General features: G+C 54.1%; 19 protein-coding genes and 1 tRNA gene. 6 read left to right on the top strand and 14 right to left on the bottom strand.

The window, feature by feature from the left end; translation table 11 throughout:
* Nucleotides 1-7 precede the first annotated feature (7 nt).
* From LOC67_RS18445 to LOC67_RS18420, 6 genes are all read right to left on the bottom strand, one after another.
* Nucleotides 8-2,470: a DUF1549 domain-containing protein gene (locus tag LOC67_RS18445; protein WP_230264167.1), complete on the bottom strand. Its 2,463-nt coding sequence runs from the start codon at nt 2,468-2,470 to the stop codon at nt 8-10.
* Nucleotides 2,467-3,813 carry a DUF1501 domain-containing protein gene (locus LOC67_RS18440; RefSeq protein WP_230264165.1) on the bottom strand — a complete coding sequence of 449 codons (1,347 nt, stop codon included), beginning with the start codon at nt 3,811-3,813 and terminating at the stop codon, nt 2,467-2,469. The genes LOC67_RS18445 and LOC67_RS18440 overlap by 4 nt, the downstream gene beginning before the upstream one ends.
* A 351-nt stretch (nt 3,814-4,164) precedes the next feature.
* Nucleotides 4,165-5,298 (bottom strand): glycosyltransferase, encoded by a 1,134-nt coding sequence (locus LOC67_RS18435; RefSeq protein ID WP_230264163.1) that lies wholly within the window; start codon nt 5,296-5,298, stop codon nt 4,165-4,167.
* Nucleotides 5,295-6,125, bottom strand: a complete 831-nt coding sequence (locus tag LOC67_RS18430) for a lysophospholipid acyltransferase family protein (RefSeq protein WP_230264161.1) — start codon at nt 6,123-6,125, stop codon at nt 5,295-5,297. The genes LOC67_RS18435 and LOC67_RS18430 overlap by 4 nt, the downstream gene beginning before the upstream one ends.
* A gap of 4 nt (nt 6,126-6,129) precedes the next feature.
* Nucleotides 6,130-7,710 (bottom strand): phytoene desaturase family protein, encoded by a 1,581-nt coding sequence (locus LOC67_RS18425; protein WP_230264159.1) that lies wholly within the window; start codon nt 7,708-7,710, stop codon nt 6,130-6,132.
* Nucleotides 7,711-7,786: 76 nt separating this feature from the next.
* Nucleotides 7,787-9,208 (bottom strand): aldehyde dehydrogenase family protein, encoded by a 1,422-nt coding sequence (locus LOC67_RS18420; protein ID WP_261366984.1) that lies wholly within the window; start codon nt 9,206-9,208, stop codon nt 7,787-7,789.
* 225 nt (nt 9,209-9,433) lie between these two features.
* Here LOC67_RS18420 and acs point away from each other — a divergent pair, with 225 nt between their 5' ends.
* On the top strand, nt 9,434-11,392 hold the full coding sequence (gene acs / locus LOC67_RS18415) for an acetate--CoA ligase (RefSeq protein WP_230264157.1): 1,959 nt from the start codon (nt 9,434-9,436) through the stop codon (nt 11,390-11,392).
* Nucleotides 11,393-11,495: 103 nt separating this feature from the next.
* Here acs and LOC67_RS18410 read toward each other — a convergent pair whose 3' ends face one another.
* The 3 genes from LOC67_RS18410 to LOC67_RS18400 all read right to left on the bottom strand — a co-directional run bounded on the left by LOC67_RS18410 (nt 11,496) and on the right by LOC67_RS18400 (nt 14,643).
* Nucleotides 11,496-11,678: a hypothetical protein gene (locus LOC67_RS18410; RefSeq protein WP_230264156.1), complete on the bottom strand. Its 183-nt coding sequence runs from the start codon at nt 11,676-11,678 to the stop codon at nt 11,496-11,498.
* Entirely contained in the window at nt 11,675-13,108 is a 1,434-nt protein-coding gene (locus LOC67_RS18405; RefSeq protein ID WP_410001158.1) for a YeiH family protein, read from the bottom strand. Before LOC67_RS18405 ends, LOC67_RS18410 begins: the two co-directional genes overlap by 4 nt.
* Nucleotides 13,109-13,374: 266 nt before the next feature.
* Nucleotides 13,375-14,643, bottom strand: a complete 1,269-nt coding sequence (locus LOC67_RS18400) for a tagaturonate epimerase family protein (protein ID WP_230264155.1) — start codon at nt 14,641-14,643, stop codon at nt 13,375-13,377.
* 527 nt (nt 14,644-15,170) lie between these two features.
* Here LOC67_RS18400 and LOC67_RS18395 point away from each other — a divergent pair.
* Nucleotides 15,171-15,241: transfer RNA gene (locus LOC67_RS18395), tRNA-Cys, on the top strand.
* A 349-nt stretch (nt 15,242-15,590) separates the two neighbouring features.
* The gene (locus LOC67_RS18390) at nt 15,591-16,844 is read left to right on the top strand and encodes a hypothetical protein (RefSeq protein WP_230264154.1); all 1,254 of its coding nucleotides are present in this window, start codon (nt 15,591-15,593) and stop codon (nt 16,842-16,844) included.
* A gap of 24 nt (nt 16,845-16,868) precedes the next feature.
* On the opposite strand, the gene LOC67_RS18385 is transcribed toward LOC67_RS18390, so the two are convergent.
* The 4 genes from LOC67_RS18385 to LOC67_RS18370 all read right to left on the bottom strand — a co-directional run bounded on the left by LOC67_RS18385 (nt 16,869) and on the right by LOC67_RS18370 (nt 20,762).
* On the bottom strand, nt 16,869-18,263 hold the full coding sequence (locus LOC67_RS18385; RefSeq protein WP_261367019.1) for an arylsulfatase: 1,395 nt from the start codon (nt 18,261-18,263) through the stop codon (nt 16,869-16,871).
* 70 nt (nt 18,264-18,333) lie between these two features.
* Nucleotides 18,334-19,191, bottom strand: coding sequence for a hypothetical protein (locus LOC67_RS18380; protein ID WP_230264151.1), 858 nt, complete (start codon nt 19,189-19,191; stop codon nt 18,334-18,336).
* A 109-nt stretch (nt 19,192-19,300) separates the two neighbouring features.
* The gene (locus LOC67_RS18375; RefSeq protein ID WP_230264150.1) at nt 19,301-19,555 is read right to left on the bottom strand and encodes a bacterioferritin-associated ferredoxin; all 255 of its coding nucleotides are present in this window, start codon (nt 19,553-19,555) and stop codon (nt 19,301-19,303) included.
* A gap of 16 nt (nt 19,556-19,571) precedes the next feature.
* Complete coding sequence (locus LOC67_RS18370; RefSeq protein WP_230264148.1) at nt 19,572-20,762, bottom strand: M20/M25/M40 family metallo-hydrolase; 1,191 nt, start codon at nt 20,760-20,762, stop codon at nt 19,572-19,574.
* A gap of 160 nt (nt 20,763-20,922) precedes the next feature.
* On the opposite strand from LOC67_RS18370, the gene rlmN reads away from it, so the two are divergent.
* Together rlmN and LOC67_RS18360 are read left to right on the top strand one after the other, a co-directional pair.
* The gene (gene rlmN, locus LOC67_RS18365; RefSeq protein ID WP_230264146.1) at nt 20,923-22,023 is read left to right on the top strand and encodes a 23S rRNA (adenine(2503)-C(2))-methyltransferase RlmN; all 1,101 of its coding nucleotides are present in this window, start codon (nt 20,923-20,925) and stop codon (nt 22,021-22,023) included.
* 339 nt (nt 22,024-22,362) lie between these two features.
* Nucleotides 22,363-23,994 carry a DJ-1/PfpI family protein gene (locus tag LOC67_RS18360; protein ID WP_230264145.1) on the top strand — a complete coding sequence of 544 codons (1,632 nt, stop codon included), beginning with the start codon at nt 22,363-22,365 and terminating at the stop codon, nt 23,992-23,994.
* A 139-nt stretch (nt 23,995-24,133) separates the two neighbouring features.
* Here LOC67_RS18360 and LOC67_RS18355 read toward each other — a convergent pair whose 3' ends face one another.
* A complete protein-coding gene (locus LOC67_RS18355) occupies nt 24,134-25,330 on the bottom strand; it encodes a glycoside hydrolase family 71/99-like protein (protein WP_230264143.1) in 1,197 nt (398 codons plus the stop codon).
* A 353-nt stretch (nt 25,331-25,683) separates the two neighbouring features.
* Between LOC67_RS18355 and LOC67_RS18350 the strand changes: the two genes are divergently transcribed.
* Nucleotides 25,684-26,328: a ribonuclease E inhibitor RraB gene (locus LOC67_RS18350; protein WP_230264142.1), complete on the top strand. Its 645-nt coding sequence runs from the start codon at nt 25,684-25,686 to the stop codon at nt 26,326-26,328.
* The last annotated feature ends 10 nt before the right edge of the window (nt 26,329-26,338 follow it).

Genomic DNA, 26,338 nt, shown 5'->3' with positions numbered 1-26,338 from the left:
GAAAGCATTAGTGATTGAACAGGAATTCTTTTGAATTAACCAAAGCCCAAATCAGGTCTTCCCAAAGTTGTACGGCTTCAGCCTGTTGGCCCAGGTAGGTCAAACTGGCTTTCATTTCCTTTTCAGACGGTTCACGACAGAGCGAAATTAGATACAGCTCTCGAACCTTTTCTTCCGATGGGCGCGATGGATTTTCTGCATACTGCCGAGCCCGACCGGTGCTGGTTGCCAGTTTGTTTTGCATCTCTTCGGAATTGAGCAAATGCAAACTCTGCGCGAGGTTGGCTTCCGCTGATCGTTCGCATTCGCAAGCCGTTTTCGCATCAGGCTGGCCAAAGACTGTTAGGAAGTACGAATTGAACCCAGTGTCGGGCAATTCAATCGCCTTAGTCGCATCGGGCATACCGGTGAAGCTTGAGGTTGCCCCTGTAACACGGTCGACAGCGTCCAACAACGTTTCGGCCAACAATCGTTTTGGGAAAAACCTTGAGTAGCTCCGCCGATCGATCAGATTTGATTCGTTCGCGTCCGACGATGCCGCATATGTTTCCGAGGTGCAAATCGTACGGATCAGTTGACGAAGATCAAAACCTGAATCGATGAACGACGCCGATAACGCATCCATCAACTCTGGATTCGAAGGGGGGTTGGTCATTCGCATATCGTCTTCAGGTTCGACCAATCCGCGGCCCATAAAGTGTTTCCAGTAACGGTTCACCAATGAACGGGCAAAGAATGGATTGTCCGGCGAAGTCAACCAAGTCGCAAGTTCCGTCCTCGGATCTTCGTAGGGGTCGATGTCTTGGGGCAATGCATCCAATCCTGCCGGGGGCAGGGGCTGGCGGGTGCGGGGGTGGGGGGAGGTCGCTGAGGCGACACGTGACACAAAGGTGATTTCGCCTCCGACGTCTTTCTTTGTCACGGTCGTGAAGAACGCTGACATCCGAGCGTAATCTTCTTGGCTCCACTTTTCATAAGGGTGGTGGTGACAGCGGGCACATTGAATCCGCTGTCCCATGAACAATTGGCTGACATCTTCAACCCGTTCGTTGTGATCAGTCACATGATTTAGCCATACAACAGCGGGGTTGCTATAAACGCTGCCCCGCGCTGTCAACAATTCGCTGACAAACTGATCGTAGGGTTTGTTGTTGCGAAATGATTCCTGAATCCAATGGTGAAATACGAGCGTGTCAGCCTTCAATGGGCCACCATCACGTCGATTCCTCAGAATCACGCTCCACTTTCGAGCAAAGTTGGTCGCGTAGTCTTCGCTATCCAACAACCGATCGACAAGTTTGGCACGTTTGTCACCAGCCCCATCGGAAAGGAACGCTTCCGTTTCATCCAGCGTCGGAATCCGACCACAGATGTCCAACGTGACCCGTCGAAGATAGGTCGAATCGTCACAAGTTCCTGAAGGTTGAATCCCAAGCGAAGCAAGCTTTCGACGAACGGCCAAGTCGACCGGATGCTGGTAGTCCGCAATTTGCTCGGGTGTCTTGGCGCCTTGCAGAGGAATCTCTGCTCGGAATACCGCGACCAATCCGTTGTAACGAGCCATCACCGCGACATCGCCAATGGAATCACTGGTCGAGACCAAACCGGTCGCGCTGACGTCTGCCATCTGAGTGTCATTTGATTCGAAGACAGCCGCACGGGTCACATCTTCGACACGACCATCATCGTAAGTCGCGATCACGGCGAGTTGCTGTGATTGTCCCCCAAACAACCGACGGTTTTTGGGGAAGACTTCCAATTTCTCAACACTGGGAACGTCACCAATATCGTACGGCATCCCTTGAGCGATCCAACGTCGCATAACGCGGTATTCGTGTGACTGCTTGTCAGCACGAGCACCGCCGCCGTGGGGCATTTCGCCGGTCGTCTTCAACAGCAATAAACTTCGATCGGGTGCCGCAGGAGAAACCCGTCGACCACGAGATTCGGCAACCAAGTGACGATGGTCTTCTTGGGGTTCGAAGCCCAGCAGCGAAAGTCGGAAACCATTCTGCCCAGCAATTTTCCCGTGGCAACCTCCGCCATTGCATCCAAGCTTCGTGAAGATCGGAACGACTTGTCCACAAAAGCTGACGAGCTCGGGTTCATTCATTCCTTCGACGGTCACTCGCGTTGTCGCTTGGCTTCCATCAGGAAATGCGGCGATGACTTCAGCTTCACCATCGGCGACAGGCTGTAGAAAACCGTTGGAGTCAACTTGCACGATACCTTTGGGATACGCGGCAAAGTCGACATCACGTGTGACATCGGTCGCCATGACGCCGTCAGTGGCTGTCACGATTAATTGCATCCGCGCGTCGATCCCTTTTAGGCTGGTGCCTTCGGGAAAGGTATTTATGAACTGCAGTTCGGCAGCCGTTGCTGGTAGACAGCCGAGCCCAACCAGCGAAGCGATCGCGACAAGCAGGCTTTGTAGGCCAAGCTGGCTTTTTAAACGTGTTGTGCTCATCCGACCAACTCGACAATCGGGTCCTTGTCGACAAGAAACTGTGGTCGCCCGGTAGGGTCTGCAATCGCAGTCGTTTGCGTATCGATCCCCAACGTGTGATACAGCGTTGCGACAATCTCTTGCATGTCGACAGGGCGTTCGGTGGCCTCTTCACCCATGCGGTTGGTTGCCCCGATCGCTTGACCGGTGTTCATTCCACCGCCGGCTAAGAACGCACAGCTGACTTTGGTCCAGTGGTCACGACCGGCTTGAGGATTGATTTTTGGAGTCCGACCGAACTCGCCCCAAACCGCGATGGCAACATCATCCAGCATCCCACGCTGATCCAAGTCAGTGATCAACGCACTGAGGCACTGATCCAACTTTCCACCGTGGTCACGAACTAAGTCAAAGTTCTGACCATGACTGTCCCAACGTCCAAAACTTAGACTGACAACTCGCACGCCGGCCTCTACCAAGCGACGTGCCACCAACAGTTGCTCATTGCAAGTCGGTGCACCGTCGTACTGATACTTGTACGGCTTGCCGTCCCCGTACATTTCGACAACGCGAGGGTCTTCTTTACTGAGATCAAGGGCATCGACCAGCTTGCTGCTGGTAAGAACATCCAACGCTCGCTGACCGAACGCGTCCATCCCTTCCATCGTGCCGTTGATATCGATGTCCCGGCGCATCACATCCAGTTCGGACAACAACGCGCGACGATTGGCCAATCGATCAAGTGTGATCCCTTGCAGGGTCATGTTTTTCATGCCGGGGCCGTCGGGTTTGAAGGGCGTAAAGGCCGAGCCCAAAAACCCTGATTGCCCAGCGTCGGACCAAGGCAGGTGTCGTGTCGGCGCGGCAAGACCGACGAAAGGAGGCACCGCAGGATCAACGGGGCCGAACAACTTCGATGTTGCAGCACCGATCGAAGGACGACCACCGATGCTGCGCAACGAATTGTTTTCCCAACCGGTGAAGCACTGAATCGCGTCGTGCCCACCTCGACATCCGACAACGCTGCGAATCACCGCGGCTTTGTCCATCATCGATGCCAGCTTTGGGAAGACTTCGCAAATCTGGATGCCGGGAACGTTCGTATTGATCGGCCGAAACTCCCCGCGAATCTCGCTGGGGGCATCGGTTTTGATCTCCCACATATCCTGGTGCGGAGGACCGCCGGCCAGGAAAATATTGATCACCGATTTATGCCGCCGTCCCGATGGGCTGGCCGCTTCGGCTCGATAGAGATCGGCAAGCGAAAGCCCGCCGGCACCGAATGACAGTGCACCAATTTTCAAAAAGCTGCGCCGGTTTCGTCCGTCACAATAGCGGCTAGCCGGCCCCGTGATCGTCAACATGATCAGGCCGCGGAGCTTGGAGGTGGGATAGGTCAGGCGGGAATATCAGACGACCGCCAAATTCGTGCGGAGCCTGATACGCTGTTAAATGGTGGGACGACGCTCTACATCAGCAATCCATTTGCGCCGTTCCTCCGCAGTATAGCAATGTAAGGGCGGTTAGTGCAACAAAAGCAATTTCAGGGGGAAAACCGCCACCAGAAGGGTTTCCAGCTCACCCGAGTTATGAGTAATCGAACACGGTGATGTCGCGGATTCGATCGATACAGCGAACCGCCGAAAACAGGCAAGAATTCACGGCCAAATTCACAGCCAAATCCCAAACCGACCGGCCGCGGTGACGATCCAAACTTAGCTGCGTCCACGCCAAGCTACCGTTCGCCCCATTAGGTGGTTCCAGAACGCCACCCACTGCAAGATCACGAATAAAACTGTTGCTGGGATATGCGATGCGGCCCCCATGATGGGCTGACGGAAGTAGACCACGCCCAACGCTCGTGGAACGTGCGCAATCGCGATCGAAAGCAATGACAGGGCGATGCCCCAGCCACTTTGAAACTGAATCGCCAGCAGCAACGATAAGACCGGCAAGACGCTGCATCCCAACAACAACACCGTGAACACGCCAATCAAACGCGGATTCGCGATCCCCTCGACCGCGTTCTTTAACACGCCCCGCAAAACCTGTTCGGCGTTTTGATACATCCGGCAGCTTGCCAAATTGGTGCCGTCAACAACATCGGTCATCAAACCGGCTTGGCGAAACGCCCGCGGTAATTTGATCCCGTCGTGGCGCGATGATTGAATCGCTTCGTGTGTTCCAGCCTGGACGTAAGACTTACGCTCGGTCAAAAACAGTTGCCCACATCCAGCCGCTAGGCTGGGGTCCTTCATCAGCCGCATTCGTGAAAACGGCAGGTACGACAGCAGTATGAAATGCATCATCGGGATCAGCCATTGTTCGAGCCATGTCACGGTGACTTGAAAAGGAAACGCACTGATCAATCCCAAAGATCGCTCTCGCAGCAGACGATGCAGCGTGTACAACGCCCGTGGCTTTAATCGCACATCGGCATCAATGAACGCGAAGTAACGATGCTTTGCCTCATCGGACAACTGCTTACACGCGTGTTGTTTGCCGTTCCATCCGTCGGGCAAAGGCTTTCCCGAGACGAGCCGAACGCGTTGATCTTCCAAAGCAATTTGACGAACGATGTCTGCCGTGTCATCGGATGAATCGTCATCAAGCACGATGACTTCGACAGCAACCTTTTCGCTTTCAAGGGCGTGACGAATGCAGGCTTCGATGCCATCGGCTTCGTCACGAGCCGGGATTAAAACCGAAATCGGCACCAGCGGTTCCGCCTCGTTGCTTCCATCAGCAACGATGCATTCCCTGGGGCGAAACAAAGGAAGATTGGCCAGCCACATCAGTGCCGGTATTGCGGAGAAGAACAAAGCGACCAGTGAAAGAAAAACGATCACTGAAACTGTTCTCCGTGACTGGCGTCAAAATCTGTCCCACTAAGTTTTGATTTTAGCTTCCGACAAGTGTCGTAGAACCAGCCGGTACCACGCCGTCCTTTCAGCAGCTGATCAAAGGGAGCACTGGAACGTGCAATGGAGGCATTGGCCAATTCTGACTGAGCGTCTCGCAAGTGCTGTCGCAACGCATCGCTCCAAGTTGCTTTGCTCCAGTCTGTTCGCTGAGCCGTATCGATCGGCTGGCCCAAGTTGACCAAACAGACGGGCAACCGTTCATCCCAAAACGTATATTCCAACGCCAAAGGAACGGCGACCGCATTGCGGTTTTTCCAGCATAGGTGAGCAAGCCCCGGCATCAATGGAGCTGAATCGTCACGTACATCAGCAAAACGTCCTTCCGGTGTGATCCATAACGCACTGTCATCTCGCCGCAAAATCGACGAGCATTGTCGCAGGAAATTCGCTGCCCCCGATTGTGATGCCATCTGCACGCCAAAGAATCCAAGCTTTTCGAACACTTTGTATTTTTGAAGTGCCTCCGCATCGATCGGAGCGAAAAAGTGGCGTGGGGACATCAACGCCTCATTCAAAAAATGTGCGATCAACGGATCCCACCACGAGGGATGGTTGGCATAGACGATCAAAGGGCGACCGCTCAGCGATGACAGAGCGGCACGGCTTTCGTGCAAAATCGCAATTGTATGAAAATGTCGACGCAGGTATCGCCACAAGAATTGCTGAAAACCTGAAAGAAACCAACCCGCGGCAGGCTGAATCTCCGGCGTCTGAACGGTCACGGATGACGAATGCTCGGTTGACTTTGTCACAGCACTAGGATTTGGACGAGACCAGCTTGCCACCGCGCGCGTCTTGATCGAGCGAGTCTGCGGCGATCCATCCGCTCATCATCACCATCGGCATTCCGGGCCCAGGATGCGCCGCGCCGCCGGCTAGATACAACCCTTGCAAGTCTTTGCGGCGATTGCCAGGTTTGAACGCACCGGTGAATTTCCCGTGACTGGCCAAGCCGTAGATCGCACCGTTTAGGACTCGATAACGATTGTGAATGCCTTCCGGTGTTAGCGAGGCTTCATAGACGATCGCGTCTCGGATCCCTTTCGTACCGGCGCACGATTCCATTTTGTCCAAGATCACTTCTCGATACTCTGGCAGCATCTTTTTCCAATCGTGATGTTTCCTCAGGTAAGGCGTGTGCACCAAGATATAAAGTGCTTCGCAGCCTTCCGGAGCGACCTCGGGTTCGCTGATCGCTGGGGCACAGACATAAGCAGTCGGGTCCGGTGCAGGTTCACCACGATCGTAAATGTATTCGAACTCTTTTTCGGGATCTTTTGAAAAGACAAAGTTGTGATGCAGCAGTTGTTCGTAGCGTCGGTTGAGCCCCAAATACAGAACGACACCGCTGCATGCGGGCGAATACTTGTTGGACTTCTCGAACTTTTTCGACTGCACCGTTCCGTCTAACAATTCTCGATAGGTCCGCACCGCATCGCAGTTGCTGACCACCGCATCACAGGGCAATGTCTCGCCGGAAGCAGTCACGACTCCAGTCACTCGCTTTCCATCGCTGTTAATCTTCATCACGTCGACGCCCGTGCGGATATCGACGCCCAGATCCTCGGCAAGCTTTGCTAACGCTTCGGGAACGGCCCGCGTCCCGCCAACGGGATACCAGATGCCTTCTTCGGTTTGCATGTGTGCGATGCTACAAAGCACCGCGGGTGAAGCGTACGGCGATGACCCCACGTACTGTGTAAAGTGGTCCATCATCTGGGAAACCCGGCCGTCGGGCACATGTGATCGCACCACACCGGCAACGCTTTTGCCCATCCGCAGTGACAAGACATCTTTAAGAACGTCTAGCGAAAATGCTCCGCTGACATCCATCGTGTCTGCCAGTCCGCCGATCGATCGCCAAAAGAAGAAACGATCGGAAACCTCATGCAAGTGTTTGCTCAGCTGAATAAACCGCTCGTATCCTTCGCCATTGATTTCACCCGAAGTGAACTTGGCGAGATGCCGTTTCATTTGCTCGACATCGGAAACTAAGTCCAGAACACTGTTTTCGCCAGCGTTTCCGCCTTTTCCATCGGACTCAAAAAAGCATCGCCACTGAGGATCCAATGGCAAGATTTTGACATAGTCCTCCATCTTGCGATCGGCTTCTTCGAAGACACGCTTAAGCACGCTGGGAACCGTTAAAATCGTCGGCCCCATATCAAAACGATAGCCTTCGGCGGCATGCTGAGCCGCCTTGCCTCCCACCCAATCGTTTTTATCGAGCAGCGTCACCGAATGGCCTCGAGCGGCGAGGACACAGGCGCTCGATAGCCCAGCCAAACCGGCTCCGATGACGACAACGTTTTGGTGTACCGAATCAGCCGCGATCATAATGCGAAAATCCCTATTTCAATGGAGGTCGCGGTATTCTTCCCTTGCGACAAGCCTTGCGCAATCCGGCAGTCGATCACGTCCGATCGCCACCGCGCGGCTCGTCTTCTGTTTTGACGCCACGAACCATTCGCTTCAAGCCCGACAGACGAGATTGCAGCCTTCCGCCGTGTAAAAACTCCATCAGCCCCTGCAACAGATCTCGGTCACGCCGCCTTCGACGATCCAGGTGCGGCAATAAGTTTCCTTTTCGAGTGCTAACCACCTTTGCCGCCGTCATGGCAAGCAGCCCTTCGGCTCCGCGTGTCACACCAAAGCCACTCTGCCCGCGACCGCCGAAGGGAAGTCTCGGATCTGCCGTAGGCGCGATCAAATCATTGATCGTTACGCTGCCGACTTCCAGCCGCTCCGCCACATTCTTTGCCGTCGCTGTATCCGCAAAGACACTGGCGGCAAGCCGGTAGGGGCATTGGTTGACCGCAGCAATCATTAGGTCGACATCGCGGCATTCGATTACGGAGATCACCGGGGCGAAAAGGTCGGCGTTGGCGATCGGATCGTCGATATGCACCCGATCCAAAACGATCGGTGAAAGCCTGCCTGAGGCTCGTAACTTTGACTTATCAAATCTTCCCAGCAGATCAACCGCACCGTCAGCGATCGCACTCGAAATTTGCTCGGCAACCTGATCCCTGGCAACCGGATGAACGATGTATTCCGGCTCATCTTGCAACTCCGCCAGCAGGTCGCTGATCACGGTGTCTCGCTGTCCTGATTTTACTAACAGCCTCCGTGGACCAATGCATGTGGCTCCGCCGTTGAAGGTCAAGCCAAATCGGATCGCCTTTGCCACCCGTTTGGAATCACAACCGTCACACGCGAGGACCGCATCACAGCCGCTAAGTTCCATAATGGCAGCCGCAATCGTTGGTGCCACACTCGCAAGGACTTTCCGTCCTGTCCCGGCCGATCCGGTTAAGACAACCAAGTCAACTCCGGAATCGATCGCCTCGCTGGCCGCTTCAACGCTCGAATCGGTGAGCACCAATTGCTGCTCGGAGATACCGACTTCCCGAAAACAGCCCACCAGAATCTCTGCGGCGCGTTCGGTGCCGACGGCCGGTTTAAACAGGACTCGATTTCCCGCGGCGATTGCCTGAGCGATTTGGACTCCGGGAAGCAGCACCGGATAGTTCCATGTTCCCAGAATCAGCACCGTTCCCAATGGGACGCGATGAACGGCCGATTGAACGCCTGCCAGCCATATTGGGCGTCCCCAAAGGCCGTGACGTTTGGGGCGCAAAACGGCCGGGCCGCGTTTTCCGATCCATCGCAGCGCTGCACAGAGCGGCAGAAGCTCTCCGGTGATCGTTTCGACCGGATCGGTCCTCCAATCGCTTTGGCAAGCGGCAATGAAATCATCGGCCCTGGCGACCACATGTCCTGCGACGGATGCCATTTGTTGGCATCGCTGCGATGTTGAAAAAGCGTTCGTCATAACGAATTGTTGTAGCGTGCCGCCAAGACCTTCGGGAGACTATCAATCGGGTAAACTTTATCGCGCAAAGGCGCGGTTTTCGGTGCGGCGAAATCTCTGTCGCCAGAGGTCTTCAAACGCAAAAGTGAAAGTGGCTGCTAGACTTGCGCCGCGTGTCGAAACCATTTAGACTATTCCGCTACTCCTCCCACCTTCCTCCCTCGAATCGACTGGAATTTCTTCTCGATGTCCGAATCTGCTTCCGGCCAAATTGACCACGTTCTTGACGAAACTCGATTGTTTCCACCAGCAGCCGAGTTCACTCAGAAAGCAGTCATCTCGACACAAGAACAGTACGAAGATCTTTATCGCCGGGCCCGTGACGATCGCGACGGTTTCTGGAAGGAAGAAGCTCTCGAACACCTGCATTGGTTCGAACCGTTCAACGAAGTTTGCCAGTGGGATGCTCCGAACGCAAAGTGGTTTGTCGGTGGGAAGACCAATGCCAGTTACAACTGCGTCGATCGCAACATCGATCAAGGACGCGGCGACAAGCCAGCGATTATCTGGGAAGGCGAACCCGGTGATACGCGAACACTGACCTTCAACGAATTGAAAGTCGAAGTCTGCAAGTGTGCTGCGGCACTGAAAGAACTTGGCATCGGCCAAGGCGACGTCGTCAGCATCTACATGCCGATGACACCCGAGCTTGCGATTGCGATGCTAGCCTGTGCTCGGATCGGCGCGATTCACTCCGTCATCTTCGCTGGCTTTAGCGCCGAGTCGATCGCCGATCGAAACCAAGACGCGAGCGCCAAGCTGGTCATCACGTCCGACGGTCTTTATCGTCGTGGCAAGGTCTTGCCCTTGAAAGAGACGGTCGATGAAGCATTGACGAAGTCTCCTTCGGTCGAAAAGTGCTTGGTGCTGCGTCGTGTCGGTAACGACGCCCCAATGACCGAAGGTCGTGACGTTTGGTGGCACGACATCGTCGACAAGCAGTCAGGCGATCTGCCAGCCGAACCGCTCGACAGCGAAACGACGCTGTTCATCCTTTACACCTCCGGCAGCACCGGTAAACCCAAAGGCATCCGTCACACCACGGCGGGTTACAACCTTTGGGCAAAACGCACGTTCCAATGGGTGTTTGACCATCGCGACGACGACATCTATTGGTGCACCGCTGACTGCGGATGGATCACCGGACACAGCTACATCGTTTACGGACCACTTTCGGCAGGTGCGACATGCCTGATGTTCGAAGGGGCTCCAAACTATCCGGCTGAAGACCGTTTCTGGGACTTGGTCGAAAAGTACAAAGTCACGATTCTGTATACCGCCCCGACCGCCATCCGTGCGTTTATCAAATGGGGTGATGAACACGTCGAAAAACACGACCTTTCGAGCTTGCGATTGCTCGGATCTGTCGGCGAAGGCATCAACCCCGAAGCCTGGATGTGGTACCACAAGAAGATCGGCGGTGAACGCTGCCCGATCGTCGATACGTGGTGGCAAACCGAAACCGGTGGCATCATGATGAGCCCCCTGCCAGGGATTACCGCCACAAAACCCGGTTCGTGCACCCGACCGCTTCCAGGTGTTGTCCCAGTCATCTTGGACGAATCCGGACAACCTGTCGAAGGCGAAAATGGCGGCATGCTATGCATCGACCAGCCATGGCCTGGCATGCTGCGTGGCGTTTGGGGCGACGACGAACGCTATGTCGATACGTACTGGTCGACCGTCCCTGGCAAGTATCTAACCGGCGACAATGCACGTCGTGACAAAGACGGATACTACTGGATCATGGGACGTATCGATGACGTGATCAACGTCTCGGGCCACCGACTGAGCACGATCGAAGTCGAAAGCGCATTGGTCAGTCATGAACTGGTTGCTGAGGCCGCAGTTGTCGGCCGACCGGATGACATCAAGGGCCAAGCCATCTGTGCCTTCGTCACGGTGACCTCAGCGGATCCGGGCGACGACCTTCGCAAAGAACTCCGTCAGCACGTGCGGAAACAAATCGGTGCGCTCGCGCAGCCCGACGACATCCGCTTTGCCGCATCGGTGCCTAAAACACGCAGCGGAAAAATCATGCGACGCCTGCTTCGCGATATCGCGGCCGGACAAGAGGCAGTCGGTGACACCAGCACGCTGGAAGACTACACCGTTCTGGCCAAACTTCGCGAAGAAGATTCCTGATCCTTCGCAACGAAGCTTCGCGAACGGATAGCGATTTAGTGGCAGCCAGATCAAGGCTGCCACGACGATCCATCGCCTGCTCGGATTCTAGAATCGAATCCGTCTATTTGCCGGCAAGAACGCGATCCATCAAGGGCAGCTCGGTGTAAAACATCGCTGCCGGATCGATCTGATTTTCTTTCAGCCAAGCATTGCGTTCGCGCACCGTCTCCGTCTTGGCTAGACGTGGTAGCACCACGCCCCAGATCATTGCGATACAGGCAGCGACGATTAAAAATCGTTTCATTGGCCCGGTGGGAACAGAACGCCAAACATCAAGTAAGCCATCAGCAGGGTCAAAATCAGGTTTAGTGATTGACCACAAACGTAAAGCACCATTGGCTTGCCACCTTTAAAATACGGCAACAGTGCTTTGAAGTTCGTATCCAGCCCGATGCAAATAAATGCGAGGCAGAAAAACCAACCTCGCAGCGTCTTGGTGCCATCTTTGATCATCGCATCAATCAACAAGTTGCCGCCTTCGACTTGACCGTGGATCAACGAGAACAGGATCGACGCGGTGATGAAGCCCAAAACAAACTTTGGAAAGCGGTACCAGATCTCGCCGACACCAACCTTTTCAGAGGTCTCGTTCTTTTCGACATAGGCGACCCAGTACGCCGCAACCAGAAACGCGGTGACGCCGATCAGGATGTTCTGAATCATCTTGACCGTTGTCGCGACTTCCAAGGCTTCGTCGCCGAGCACGCCGCCTGCTGCGGCAACCGCACCTGTCGCGTCGATCGTTCCGCCAAGCCATGCCCCGCCCACTGCTGTCGGCAAGCCCATCGCTTGAATCACCGCCGGCAAAACCACCATCATCACGACGGTAAACGACAGCGAAAGTCCGATGGCAAGCGACAGTTCTTCCTTCTTTGCTCGGCAAGACGCTGCAGTCGCGATCGCAGCCGAAACGCCGCAGACCGACATGTCGGCGCTGATGACCATGTTCAATGATCGCGACGGAATTTTGAGAACCTTCTGACCAAAGATGTAGGTGCTGATCAAAACGATCGGTGTGACAACCCACGCGACTCCGATGCCGGGAATGCCGAGTGCCATCAAGCGACTCATCAACACCTCTGCGCCCAACAACACCAAGCCGGTCTTGATAGAGAATTCGGTCAAAATCGCCGGACGAAGCCAGGCAGGCGTTTTCAGTGTGTTGCTGATGATCAGTCCGACCAGCAATGCCCAAAGGGCGTATTCAAGGTTGTAAGCCTTGATCACGGATTGGCCAGCCAAGACGTATGCGAACGTGGCAAGGGCAAACACGACCGGGAACCCTTTGATGAATCCGATGGCGTCTTTGCCACGCAGCTTGGTCGCCACGGTGAATAGAACACCGATGACAACGAACGCGCCCAGGATACCTTTCCAGCTTTTTGCCAGCGCCGGAACCGGCGAATCTTCCCAGCCACCAGGCTTGGCCAAGTAGGTCGACAGCTCGCTGACGCCTTTCAGAGAATCAAGGCTCGTGTAGTCGTCTGGGGCAGTGAAAAAGACGATGGAAAATCCGATCGCCAGGATCACAAACCCAATCCAAATGGCCCACCAATCTTCGCTGGTCGCCATCTGCTTAAGCAGCGGTTCGCGAGTTGTCTGGACGATTTCATTACTGCCCGACTGGACTGTCGATGGCGTGGTTGTCTCGTAAGGATTATCGGCTTCGGGCATGTCAGCTCAAACGACAGAAGGGGGCAGGTTGCGAAATGCAGGTGGGAGGTGATCAGAGGCATCGTTTTATCAGTCGACACTGGATACGTCGACAGAAAAGCAGCAGGACAAGACGTCGCTACCGAACGATGCGCACAATCAATCTAATCACTGAGCTATGTGCTCACTGAGCAATGTAATCACTCAGCAGCCACCTGAATGGCTCGCCCCCCCAGCATTTCGCAATCACGACCGTCTGATCGCCAATGGACGACGATCGCTAGCCGCTACATGCCGCTTTTCAGTGCGTCCAAGTGGCGACCAAAGTGATCGTCCAGCACTTCGCAATACGTCTGCGGGTGGGCAACCAAACAGTCATGAACCACCTTTCCCCATTTTGCGTCAGTCAGCACCGAACCAAACGTGCAGTGCAAAATCTGACGTCCGGGTTTGGTGAAACCTTTTCCGACCGGGACATCATCCCACAGTTCCAGGTATTCACTTTGCAGCGTTAAATCGTCAGCTTGCTCGGTCGTCGGCGCGTCAGCCAAAGTTGCCGATACGTGATAGGTCGCCTTATCGGTTTCATAGCGATCCCGCGAGAAATCGATGATGCCGCGAAAGGCTTGTGGGTCGTGCTTTGCCACAACACGCAGAGCTTCTAGATAGCTTGTTCCTGCGGTTTTCACGTGGAAATGACCACCGGTGGTCCGTGCCAACGCGGCATACATGGAAACTTTGTCGCTGCCGGAATGCAAACTCAGCTTGTACGGCCCCAGCAGTTTGGCGATCGCGGCGTGATCCGCCAACGATCGCTCCAATGCTTCTAAATCGCCTTTGAAATCAATGCCTTTTTCGAAATCTCCGATGAATCGTGGTGCCAAACTGACAAGCTTCATGCCTCCCGTTAGGCATTGATCGGCGATGATGAAATGCTCGGCCAGCGTCGTCGGCTGATCGGTCTCGTCAACGGACAATTCGATTTCATAGTCTTGTCCCGCAGTTTCGTTGACGCTGCGAATGTGGTTCCCAAGCCGCAGTGCCCGAGCAATCGCGGCACCGTATTTAACCGCAGCACGCATACAAGCTTGCTCGTCCAAATCGACGGTCGTGCCGGTCGGCAAAGCGATCGCTTTACCGACGTACTGGTCAAACCATCCGACCGAATCACGGATGGTGACAAATCGTTCCCGCAGGGTTGATTCGTCATAATCATCCGCTTTTTGATCGACGTCGTCGGAAGGATCGATCGTAAAAAAGGTGAACCCAGCCGCCGCCGTGATGTCGACGTCTTCGTTGGTCTTCAAGTGATCCGCGTCAGCACCGACCGGTCCCTCCCAACCAGCTTCCTCGACCGCGTTCATCGCGTCCTGCATCACGCCTTGGGGTGTTCGCTGCGTCCGGGTCATTTCGCGAATGGACTGCTGAGGATAAATCGCAGTCATCCCCTGACCACAACGCTTCATCGCCGCGATATGACCAGGCGTTGCCAATCCGGTTCGATCGCCGAAACCAAAACTGGGCTTTAGTCCGAGGGTGGTGCACTTCTTTGTCATCGCGGAGCCGATCATCCAATCGAGAAGGGAGCGGGGAATCTAAAACAGGCGGGGAACAGGGACTGGCAAGGCACATAACGCTCGTGAACGATTCACTTCGTCACACTCAGCTTAGCGAACTCTGCTTAGCAAACTCTGCGATGCCCTGAACGAAGACAGCTTATAGGTGGTTGCCGATTCGTCCTAGCACCGCACCGGTCACCAAAACGGACTCGGATCGGTCGTCCAAGCCCCTGGTCTCGGAATCTGTCAGATCGATCACAAACGATGGTTTCATGATTCAAAAAAGCACTCCTTGGTGGCCTCCATCCGCCTGAACTTTTTTTTGGGGGGGCAGCTTCTTTGCGGCAGATTTGGGTGACAGAAGTGAACTTTTTTATTTCTGCAGATGTCCCTCAAGAGCAGCCAGCCGAAGGCCGATATCCCATTGCACACAGCAAGGAACGATTCTCTGGGTTTACTTAAGTCTTCGGTTTGAGGGCTTCTTGACGATCGGAGAAACTTTTCCTAGGCTGACCAAACAGTCAGGCGACTTGGCCGAGTGGTTAGGCAGCGGATTGCAAATCCGTCTACAGCGGTTCGACTCCGCTAGTCGCCTCTTTTAAGAAGGCTTCTGCAAAGCAATTTTGCAGAAGCCTTTTTTCTTTTGCTGATTGCAAGTTCCGCGTCCAACGATTTGCCACGACATCAAATCGATCGTCGTGGTAGAAAGCTCTCACCTCAACATGTGCCTTAGCTTGGGTACACCTGGAACACCAACGCCTCAGCAGACCTTATACTAAGGGGGACCGGACGACACCCTGCAGATGTAAACAGAATTCGGAAGGAAGCCCGTTTGTGTGGACCTCCACGACCGATTCAGCTGCTTAAAAAATGGCTTGCGATTGAATCGTCACCGACTCTGGATTGGTCTGCAGCTCTTCTCTACTTATCTCTTAGAGTCTCAAATGAAGCGACGTACGTTTGTCATGCTGTGCGGTCTCGGTATTGCACTTGGCATCTTGCCAGAAAGATTTCACAAACAGTGCTTTGCTCAGCCCAATCCTGAGCTCTTCGAAAGGCCTTCGGCAAGCCAAACGGATTCGAAGTGGGCGTTGATCCTGGTGACCGACGAAGCCTCTGATGTCCACAAACGCGAAAAGCTTCTCGCTGCCGATAAGGAGGCTTTCACAGGGCCACTGTGGTGCGAATCGCTTTTGCAGGCCGCAGTCGCTGATGCCACCAAGTTACGTCCTGGCCTTAAGGAGCAGTTCGTCATCCAGCGCGTCGCCGCAGGGCTGCCCTCGAATGTATTCAGCGATCCGACTCAAATCCTGCCTAGGCAGTCGATCCTGTTTATCTGCGATCGCCAGTTGCGTGTGATGAATTTCTGCGTTGGTGTTCCCGATAGCGATGACTTGCTGCGTCTCTTGGAAGAAGCCGAGGAAACGTCAACGCTGTTTTCTCTCAATGAAAACAATCCCAAGGCTCTTAGTCAAGCATTGCTACAGTGGAGTAAGGAACGTGTACTTCGCCACTATCGTGAATTCATCGAGGAGCAGGCAATCGAAGACTTTGTCGCCGAGGGCAGTGGATCTGAAGACAACGCCTCTAATAAGTCCTGGCGAAACCTCTTTCGTCGCTATGTGACGGGCCTACAACCGGTCTATCAGTTTGACGCCAACCTTCGGTTCACCGTTGCCGTCGAAACCAGCACGCCGCGATCTCGTGTCCTGGAACAGCACTGTGAAACTCGACACGATTGGTGCGTTTCGGTGTCCCCGTTGATCGTGTCCAAGCCAATCGAAGACGTCATCTCCCCCATCGTCGATGCGGCTTGGCGGCAACCGCCAGTCATCGACACCGACGAAAAGTCACATAGCGAACTGATCCGCTGGTTTGATTCTCGCCGTGAAGTTGCCACAACCGTACTGGCGATCGAACCCGAATTGCTGGCCCAGCAATTCCCCTGGCCACCGCCAAACGTCAATCCGAAAATGGAAGGGCGATCTTGGGTGGATCTTCAAAAAGTGTTGGCAAAACACGCCTATCGCCAAGTCACCGTTGAACAGTTAGCAGTGATTCTCGAGCACAGCGAACAGAAAAACATTTCGCTGACGGGCCCGTCTCGATTGCGGTACGTTGTGTTTCAGCAAAAGAAACCGAATCCCATTTTGATCCGGGAGTCGGATTTGCCACACAAGCTGATCCGGCAATTCTAGACGTCTCGACGAAGACGACCTCGATCACTTCTCGGCAATCAATGGCAACTGGTCCGACTGGACCGCGTTGATCATACGTTCAACCACATCAGCGTGCTGACTGGCGACGTCATGTTGTTCGCCGGGGTCGCTATGCAAGTTATACAATCGCCAATCGGGTTGTCCCTGTTTGTCTCGGCGATAGCGAACCAGCTTCCACTGTTCCTGGCGAATCCCGACGGTTGTCTCACCTTCCTGGCTGGCCCAGTAAAGGTATTCGTGTCGTTCCTGTTGACCTTCTGAAACCAGTGTGGGCAAAAACGAAATCCCGTCGACTTGTTCCGGTACCTCTACACCCGCCAAGTCGCATGCGGTTGGCAGATAGTCCCAAAAGGCTGACGGCAAATCAGAATCGACACCCGCGTCAACTTTACCAGGCCATCGTGCAATCATCGGCACGCGGATTCCACCTTCATGCATCGATCGCTTGAAGCCTTTTAGAACTCCGTTGGAATCAAAGAATTCGTGGTCATGGTTGCCTTCACGGTGCGGCCCATTGTCGGATGTGAAAAAGACGATGGTGTTTTCATCGATCGAAAGATCTTTTAGCAGTTGAAACAGATCCCCCATATCACGATCCATGCGCGTCACCATTGCGGCGAAGCCCTTTTCCGGATTTGGCCAGTCCTGCTGTTCATATTCACCATAACTGGGAATCTCCATGCCGTCCTTCAGTACACGACCACCTTCGTTATTGGCATGTGGGATCGTCCAATGGATGTGCAGCAGAAACGGCTGACGATAGTTGCGTTGAATAAAGTTCATCGCCGCTTCGGTGATCAAATCATGCGAGTAGGTCACCCGCTTCGAAGAAACTCGGCCCCGGGCCAGATCGTCCTTCAGTAGCTCATTACCCGGCAGGGGAACTTGGCGGTCATTTTCCCAAAGGTACAGAGGGAAATAATTGTGTGCTTGGCTCTGGTTCATATAACCAAACCAATAGTCGAAACCATTTCTGTTGGGATGCCCAGGGTTATCGATCTGGTCTGGCGAATCGACGTTTCCGAGTGCCCATTTCCCGACACCGCCACAGACATAGCCAGCATTCTGCAGGAGCTTTGCAACCGTCGTTTCGGTCCCGGTCAATGATCGCGGACGATTGCCCATCAACTTTGTGCTGCCGACATGCTTTCCGGTCCAAAGCACTAAACGTGAAGGGCGACAGACGGTGTGACCTGCATAGTGATCCGTAAACCGAATCCCTTCGGACGCCATGCGATCCAGATTGGGCGTCTTAATTTGTTGTTGCCCATAGCAGCCCAAGTCACCGTACCCCAGATCGTCAGCCATCACATAAATGATATTCGGCGGCCGAACTGTTTCACCGAACTCGCTTTGACCGAACGCAACGGGCTGGCTGAATGCAAAGCATGCGATCATGCTGCCCAGAATAAATGAGACACTCCGACCGGACGCACAAACAGTGGCATCAAACACAGTGGGTCGATTCCTATTCTTCATAGTCCTTCAGTCTTCGCTCCAAATAGCTATCGGTGTTGGATTGTGGCTGGCCCCAGTATGGCTTGACTTCATAAACAGGCTGATTGTCAAGTTCGAAAGTCAACGGGCGTGATGTCATCCGGGAAAGCGTGTAGGTCCATGTTGCTTGCCCCGATTCTGGTTTCGAGTTGTATCTTAAGATCACCAAACCCTCAGGGTCATTTGTTTCGGTGAAGCCAAAACACATCATCGACGAACCCGTTTTTTCGTCGGTCCATTGAACCAGCGGGTTGCTCAACAGTCTTAGTTTCTGCTTATTGTTTTCGTCTTCTGCTTCATACATCCAGACCGAGAATCGACGGATCAACCGTCTCATCAGCAAAGCTTGACGTTTTAAATCTGGGGTAGCAGGGCCGTCCACATCGATCGGTACATCCACCTGAGTTGTCTTTTCCGGTGTCCATTGGCGACGCAGCCCAAGGTCGCCGGACATCTGCAACGATGACAGTGCGGTGAATTCGCAAAAGACCGCACCATTGCCGCGGACCGAAACAGCGCCCATCAAAACCGGTTCGGATTCATATCGCCAAAGTAGGACAACGCCGTCGGTAAAGAAGTTACGGACCGGATTGGTGTATCGCAGCAAGGGTTGCTCGTCCAAACTCAGCCGCTTTTCCGGGGCATCGCGGAGAGCGAGTTGAAAGCTCTCCGCTGTTGCTTGGATAAATTTTAGGCGAGCTTCTTTTTGCAGCGAACGTTCGTCTGCAGTTTTGTCCGTAGTCTCATCCGCAAAGCCTTTGCCCGATTCGATCGTCAGACAGATAGAACATCCGCACAGAAGCAATGCCAGCCACCAGACGCGACACATAACCGACCTCGTCTATCGATAGAACCCAGTATCAAGTTATCCACGATCGGGTTCATTGTACCGGTTGGTCCGTGCCACTGCTGACGTTCGTCATCGTGGGCCTGAACGATCACGAATCTTTGTTCTTGCGATAGATCGCGCGTTGCTGGGCGTATTGCTCCGCAGTGGGCAACGCTTCGGATTCCGGTGTTTCGGATTGCCAAAGTCTCGTTAGAAACGGACGGCACCAACCACAGCCGGTGCCCGCACCGTAGCATTCCGAAATTTGTGAGACCGCTTTGGGTTTCGTCGTTCGGATAAACTTTTCGATTTTCCGACGCGAAACGTGAAAGCATAGGCAAACGTCTTGGTCGTCGTTCGTCATCGCTACGCCCGCGGCACTATTGTGAAATCGGATTACAGATCAACGTCGATGCGATTTGACAGGCAGCCAAATAATCGTTGATGTCAAGCTTTTCACTATCGGTGTGGATGTTCTGTTGTCCACAGCCAACGGTCACTGCGGGAATCCCATGGTGGTTCAACCAATTGGCATCTAAACCACCACCGGCAACCTTGCGATAGGAAGATCGCCCCATAGCTTGGAGCAACGCTTCGAGCTTTTGAGCCGAAGGATCGTCGTCCGCGAGTGCAAACGCTTCGTAGTCAACGCGCGAAGTAAATTCACATTGGCCGGCGGTCCCCGCATTGTTACAGGTGTCTGCCGCAGCCCACTGGAACGCTTTCTCGATCGTTTGGACAATCTCGGTCCGAAACTCTGAATTGTGGCTACGCGCTTCCGCCCGAAGTTTCACCTCGGGTGTCACCACGTTGGTCGCATCTCCACCTTGAATCACACCAACATTCGATGTGCCCTCGCCATTGGGCTTGGTCACGCGACCGAGCCAACCTTCCTGTTGCAAGACCGCGATGGCTTTGGCGGCAATCACGATCGCACTGACACCAGTTTCCGGAGCGACTCCCGCATGCGCCGGAATGCCTTTCAATTTGATATCGATCCGCTCACCTCCGATCGCACCGGTGGTAATCTTCGCTACATCCCCCCCGTCAAAGTTGAAAGCCAGGTCGACCGAGTCAATCAAAGACGCATCTAAAGCGCGGGCGCCTTTGAGCCCAATTTCTTCTTGAACTGTGAACAACAAAGTAGCCGGTGGCAGATCGTCACTGCCACGTCGCAGCCGTTCGATGGCGGCAGTCAGAATCGCTGCACAGCCGCTGCGATCGTCCGCCCCCAGTCCCGTCTCGGCAGAACTGGTCACAAAGTCGCCTTCGATGACGGGTTGGCTTCCCAAGCAGATTGGTACCGTGTCCATGTGTGCGGACAACAAAACGTGGGGGCCGGAGCCACCGCCAGGCAGCTTGACGATCAGATTCCCACAATTCGCTTCGATCTCCGTTCGTTCGTCCGCTCCATCAAACTGGCAAAGGGATCGATCCAGTCCCGCGGCGACGAGCTGCTCGACAATCGACTCGGCAACGGCCTTTTCATCGCCGCTTCGGCCCGGAATTGCCGTCAACTGCGTGAATCGGTCCAAAGCTTCTTGTCGGTCAATCGTTTCTGGCAAATTCATGTGATCGAGGCCTAGTGATTAGCGGCTGACAATTTTGTTGACTGCTCCTAAACTATGACGACAGACCAACCAGGCGCGAATAGGCGGCCCGTGGGTGGACGACATTTCAATCCAACGTCGGTGATGGCAACGCCACCATTCCTTTTGTCGCAAAGATCCTTTGAACCTTCCAGTTATCCAATCCGCCCCTCCCAGCGATCGCGAAGCTTCAGGCAATGAACGGCTTCATCTGCTGGACTTTTCGCTGGATCAATTGCAAAACTGGCTGAAGGAGCACGGACAACCAAAGTTCCGCGCCAAGCAGATCTTTAACTGGTTGTACCAGAAGCGGGCGCAGTCGTTCGAACAGATGAGTGACTTGCCGAAGTCGCTTCGCCAAGTTCTCGACCAGGAATTCGTCGTCTTCAAGTCTCAAGAGGCGGCCGTCCAAACAAGCCGCGACGGTACCGATAAACTGCTCGTTCGCTTGGCCGATGGTGGCGAAGTCGAATGCGTACTGCTGCGAGACGGCCATCGACGGAGTATTTGCGTCAGCAGCCAAGTGGGATGCGCGATGGGCTGTGTGTTCTGTGCAAGCGGTCTTGATGGCGTCGACCGCAACCTCACTCGCGGCGAAATCGTCGAGCAGATGCTTCGCCTTCAATCGCGATTGGACGAAGGCGAACGACTGAGCCACATCGTGATGATGGGGATGGGTGAGCCTCTGGCAAACCTAAATCATGTTCTTGGAGCACTCGATACCGCAAAATCATCCGATGGCCTGGGTATCAGCCCACGACGGATCACCATTAGTACCGTCGGTCTACCACCGGCGATCGATCGTTTGGCCGCCAGCGGCGTCCCGTACAACCTAGCCGTCAGCCTTCATGCTCCCAATGAAGAACTGCGAAGCCAGCTTGTTCCGGTCAACAAGAAAATCGGTATCGATGCGGTGCTGAATGCCGCGGACCGATATTTCGAAGCCAACGGTCGGCGATTGACATTTGAATATGTCCTGCTCGGTGGCATCAATGATGATATCGAACACGCCCGACAACTGGCACGCATATTGCGGACTCGCAACGTGATGCTCAATGTGATTCCCTACAATCCTGTCGAAGGCTTGCCCTATGTCACCCCGACAAAGCAGGCAATCGCTGAATTCAAAGACATCTTGGAAGCCTCCGGTGTCAATGTGATGTTCCGCCAACGCAAAGGCGATGAAATCGATGCGGCCTGCGGCCAACTGCGTCGTAATCGCGGCGGCCAGTGTTCAACCTAGCCAGAAACGCACGAACAACGATCGTGTTAGCACTGGTGGATCCCGAGACGAACGCCCCATGTCGCGGCCGTAATTTCTTTTTGTGGTCCCGTCTTCGCGAGCTGCCTTTTCGAGCCGTGTTCGACTGGGCTTTCTCCTAAATCTTGGGCAATTCTGACCAAAGGCTATCGCGACGAAAAGATTTGAAACTTTTTTGCACCAATCTGTCGCAATCGTGATTCGATTCGCGAGTCAGGGGTGAAGGCCGAGGCAATCCGCTGCAGAACAGCTGATTTTGCCCATCCAAGCTGCCTTCAATATCCACCCTAAAGTGCAAAAAGGTTTGAAGGAGCTTTTCCAATGTCTTTTCGATCAACTCGTCACCGTCGCCCCAAGACCTCTCGTCGGCTCACTTTTGAAAACACCGAAGCCCGTTGCCTGATGGCTGCGGACGGTTTTGAACTTTTGCCGGATGCGTTTATCGAGTCAGCCGTCGCTTCGGAAATCAGCGTCGTGGCAACAACGAACGATAGCTCGGCCAGTGCCGACGGCCCCTCACCGGTCCTGATGGTTATCTCGAATCAAGATTTCTGGTATCAGGACTACGCCGACACCCGAGCATCGCTGGAAGCCGCCGGCCTTGAGGTCGTTGTGGCCGCCACCACGACCGAGGTCGCCCGTCCACACGCCCGCTCGGGACAGGGCAGCGACGGAGGTTTCGTTGTCCCCGATCTGGCCCTCAGCGATGCCAATGCGAACGACTTTTCCGCGATCGTTTTCTCCGGCGGCTGGGGAATGGCACAGTACCAATATGGTTTTGAAGGCACCTATCACAACAGTGCTTACAACGGGACACGCGACCTGAAAGTCGTTGTCAATGATTTAGTCAATGCGTTTGTCGAACAAGACAAGCACGTCGCCGCTGTCTGCTACGGTGTATCCGTTTTGGCATTTGCCGATGTTGATGGCGAAAGCCTACTGCAAGATCGCACCGTTACCGCCTGGAATGGTGCCGCGCCGGGGGCCGATGGTGTTGGTGAATCATCACGCGGACAGATCGAACGCCAGGGGGCAACGATGCTTCCGGCCAACTCGATTGGTGACACCTCCACATCCACGGACGATGTGTTTATCGACGGAAAGATCATCACCGCACAAAACTACAATTCGGCCAGCTACTTCGGTACGGTGGTCGCCCGCGAAGTCATTGACGATTTCACCAGCCGCCCAAACGATGATGATGGCGGTACGGAGGATGAAACAGAGCCCAAACCCGTCCTCATGGTGATCGCCAACCAAGACTTTTATCACCGGGAATACTACGAATCGCGCGAGTCAATCGAAGCTGCAGGACTGGAGGTCGTCGTCGCGGCAGCAACCACTGAAACAGCCACACCACATGCGATATCCGTCGTTGAAGGACGCGAACCGAACGTCGAACCAGACCTTGCACTTTCGGATGTCAACGCCGAAGACTACTCCACCATTGTCTTCATCGGTGGCTATGGGGCGGCGAGTTATCAATATGGATTCGAAGGCACCTACGACAACGGGAACTACCAAGGTGACGAAACAACCAAACAGATCGTCAACGACGTGATCAACGACTTCGTTGCCCAAGATAAACACGTCGCCGCGATCTGTAACGGAGTAACGGTGTTGGCGTGGGCTCGAGTCGACGGCGTCAGCCCCATCGATGGACACACGGTATCATCCTGGGCCGGAACACTGCCAAGTGCTGATGGAGGTGAAGTTCAAGCCACTCGCGATCATATCGAATCGAACGGGGCCACTCAGGTGGCAAGCGGATCAATCGGTGATGCGAATACGGTCGCAGACGATGTGATTGTTGATGGAAACATCATTACGGCTGAAAACTACGACAGTGCTTACGCATTCGGTGCGATCGTGGCACAAGAGGTGATCGCAAAGTTCGATGCCGAAAGCAATAACGAAGCAACCGACCAGGCCATCCTTGAATTGGTTGGCTAGACGATTTCCAGTTGGGTGAGATTGACTTGATCTCGCTGATTAGTGTCGTGCCAGAACCGTGGCTATCGCCAAAACGGCTCAGTATCTGATAGGTGAACTGAGACCTCATTGCGATAGCGCGGTTCATTGCGATCCGCACTTACTTCGCATCGCGGAACAATTCCGCTGCTTGCCCGGTCAATTTTAGATAGTGGTCGCTTGGCAACCCTTCGTACGTAATGAACTGTGACTCTTCTGTGACAGGCGGATCATTCGTGCATTTGAAAATTGCCGTTGCCTCATCCACCTCATCGAACATCGCCACATACAGCATCTTGCAACCGACATCTTTCGCGGCGGTGATCTGAGACCAATAAAAATCACCTTTCAAACGAGGGATTTGGTTCAGCTGACCACCATGCAAGTTTCGCCAACTGAACCCGGGAAAAGCGACCGGTAGAAAATCGATGCCTTCGGCTTCCAACCACTCCCGATCCAAACGCCAGACTTGTTCTGCGTGACGCTCTGCTTGGCGTGGCGATTGATACCTGCCGATCGTCCAAGGGCTAACGACATCGGCGAGCTTAATGATTTGGTGCAAGATCGGGTCACCGATCGCATCGCGAGTTCCGTCACGCCAATATGACGGCACTCCCAACATCACCGCGCAACCAGCTGACTTTAACTCTTCGACCAACTGCAAACATTCTTGCGGTGAATACGGCCGATTGTCACTGAAGCCAATGCCCCAAATGGAGACCAACGGCTTTCCTTCGTGATGAAGGTAACCCGCGTCAGCGCTGATGTTCTCTTCAGTCTGCAAACGCTTCCAATCCTCGGCGACCCGTTTCACATCACCGGCACCTAACCCGCTCAAGTCATACATCACCGCGTAGGTTCGCCCCGATTGCTTCGCACCCTCACGAACATGCGATAGCACGACATCGACGTGATGCTTCAGCCGCCGATTTTGCAACTGGTTGGCAAATCGCTGAACGAACGCTCCATCGATTCCATAGTCCTTCATCCAACCGAAGTGACGGAGAACCGTTTTTCGATTGTAACTGCTGAAAACTTCTGCCGGATTGCCATCTTGGTTTTTGAATTCTGTGGCATACCGTTCATCGGCATCCATCTCCGAAAGGTCCGGCCACAAATCCACAGTAATATTTGTTGGCGACGGCAGACCCCTGCGGCGTGTCCAGTGCTTCCAACCCAAATCGGCCCCATCGCCTTCGCAGTTGAACCACCCCTGATACCCCACCATGACTTTGCCTGTCAGCGTGGATGCGTCCACAACATCGTTGCTACCCAACGATGCTGAAACTGGCGGTGCGTCCTGCGCGATTGCAGGCACATGAAAAAACGCTATCCATGCGAACGACGATACAACTAGCCGAAGTGGATAGCACAAACGAGAAAAACACATCACAGTGAAGGTGGGATTTGAGGCAGGACAATGAATTTTTAGCAACTTCTGGCAATCGGACTAACTCGCCGAGTGTCAAAACCGCATCGAGAAAGCAACGGACATTGGCATTTCAAGATGCGTTTCAACTTAAGCCGAAAAATCGGATCGCTGTTATGATTGGTTTGCCGCAAAATGTCACTGACCAATTCGCCGAAACGACAAGACAAATACGGCAAGCAACCTACGAAACTGTTCCGCAGCGACTATACGCTGCTCACGATCTTTTCCTGTGAGCGTAAATGATGAATCGTCGCCCTGACATGGCTGAAAGGATCGGTACGTCGATCAACGAATTGGACATTGATTTCAGTCGACTTTCGATCACGGGGTGGACCGTCAGTTTCATCTCGCTCATCTGTGGAGGCGGTGTCGCCTACCTGGCCAGATCCTTCGTAGTGCGAGATGACATGGGTAGCCTCGGGAAAGGATTGGTTTTTGCTTTTGTCATCATCGGTTGTACAACCATCACGTTTCTCGCACTACGCTTTGTGGCCGGACGTTTGGGGCTGACGATTATCAAAATCGATGGACTGACAAACGCAAATATCGAACGGAACCGTAGGCAGCTAACAAAGCTTTTCTCGACCGGCATCGATCAATCCACTCCTTGGCCCCTCCAATTCCGACTGTTACTACCTTCGGACACCGATGTGCGGCTATTGTCTGGGCATGCTCGCGACTTGCGATTCCAAGTCAAGGACAGCCAGTACGACGAGTCTCTGTGTTGTTATCGATTGGATCTTGAAGCCACTCTGCTACTAACTCTGGAATCGGTCAACGAAGCCGAAGCCAAGCTTGCATCGATCGCCAACAAGTACGGTGGTAAAGTGGATTCCTGGAACCTCGGCTCATCCAACCAGACGAGCAATGAGACCGGCGATTAACCCTCCGAAT

The organism is Stieleria sp. JC731, assembly GCF_020966635.1.
Classification (GTDB): Bacteria; Planctomycetota; Planctomycetia; order Pirellulales; family Pirellulaceae; genus Stieleria.
This window is presented reverse-complemented; position numbering and strand designations above follow the sequence as displayed.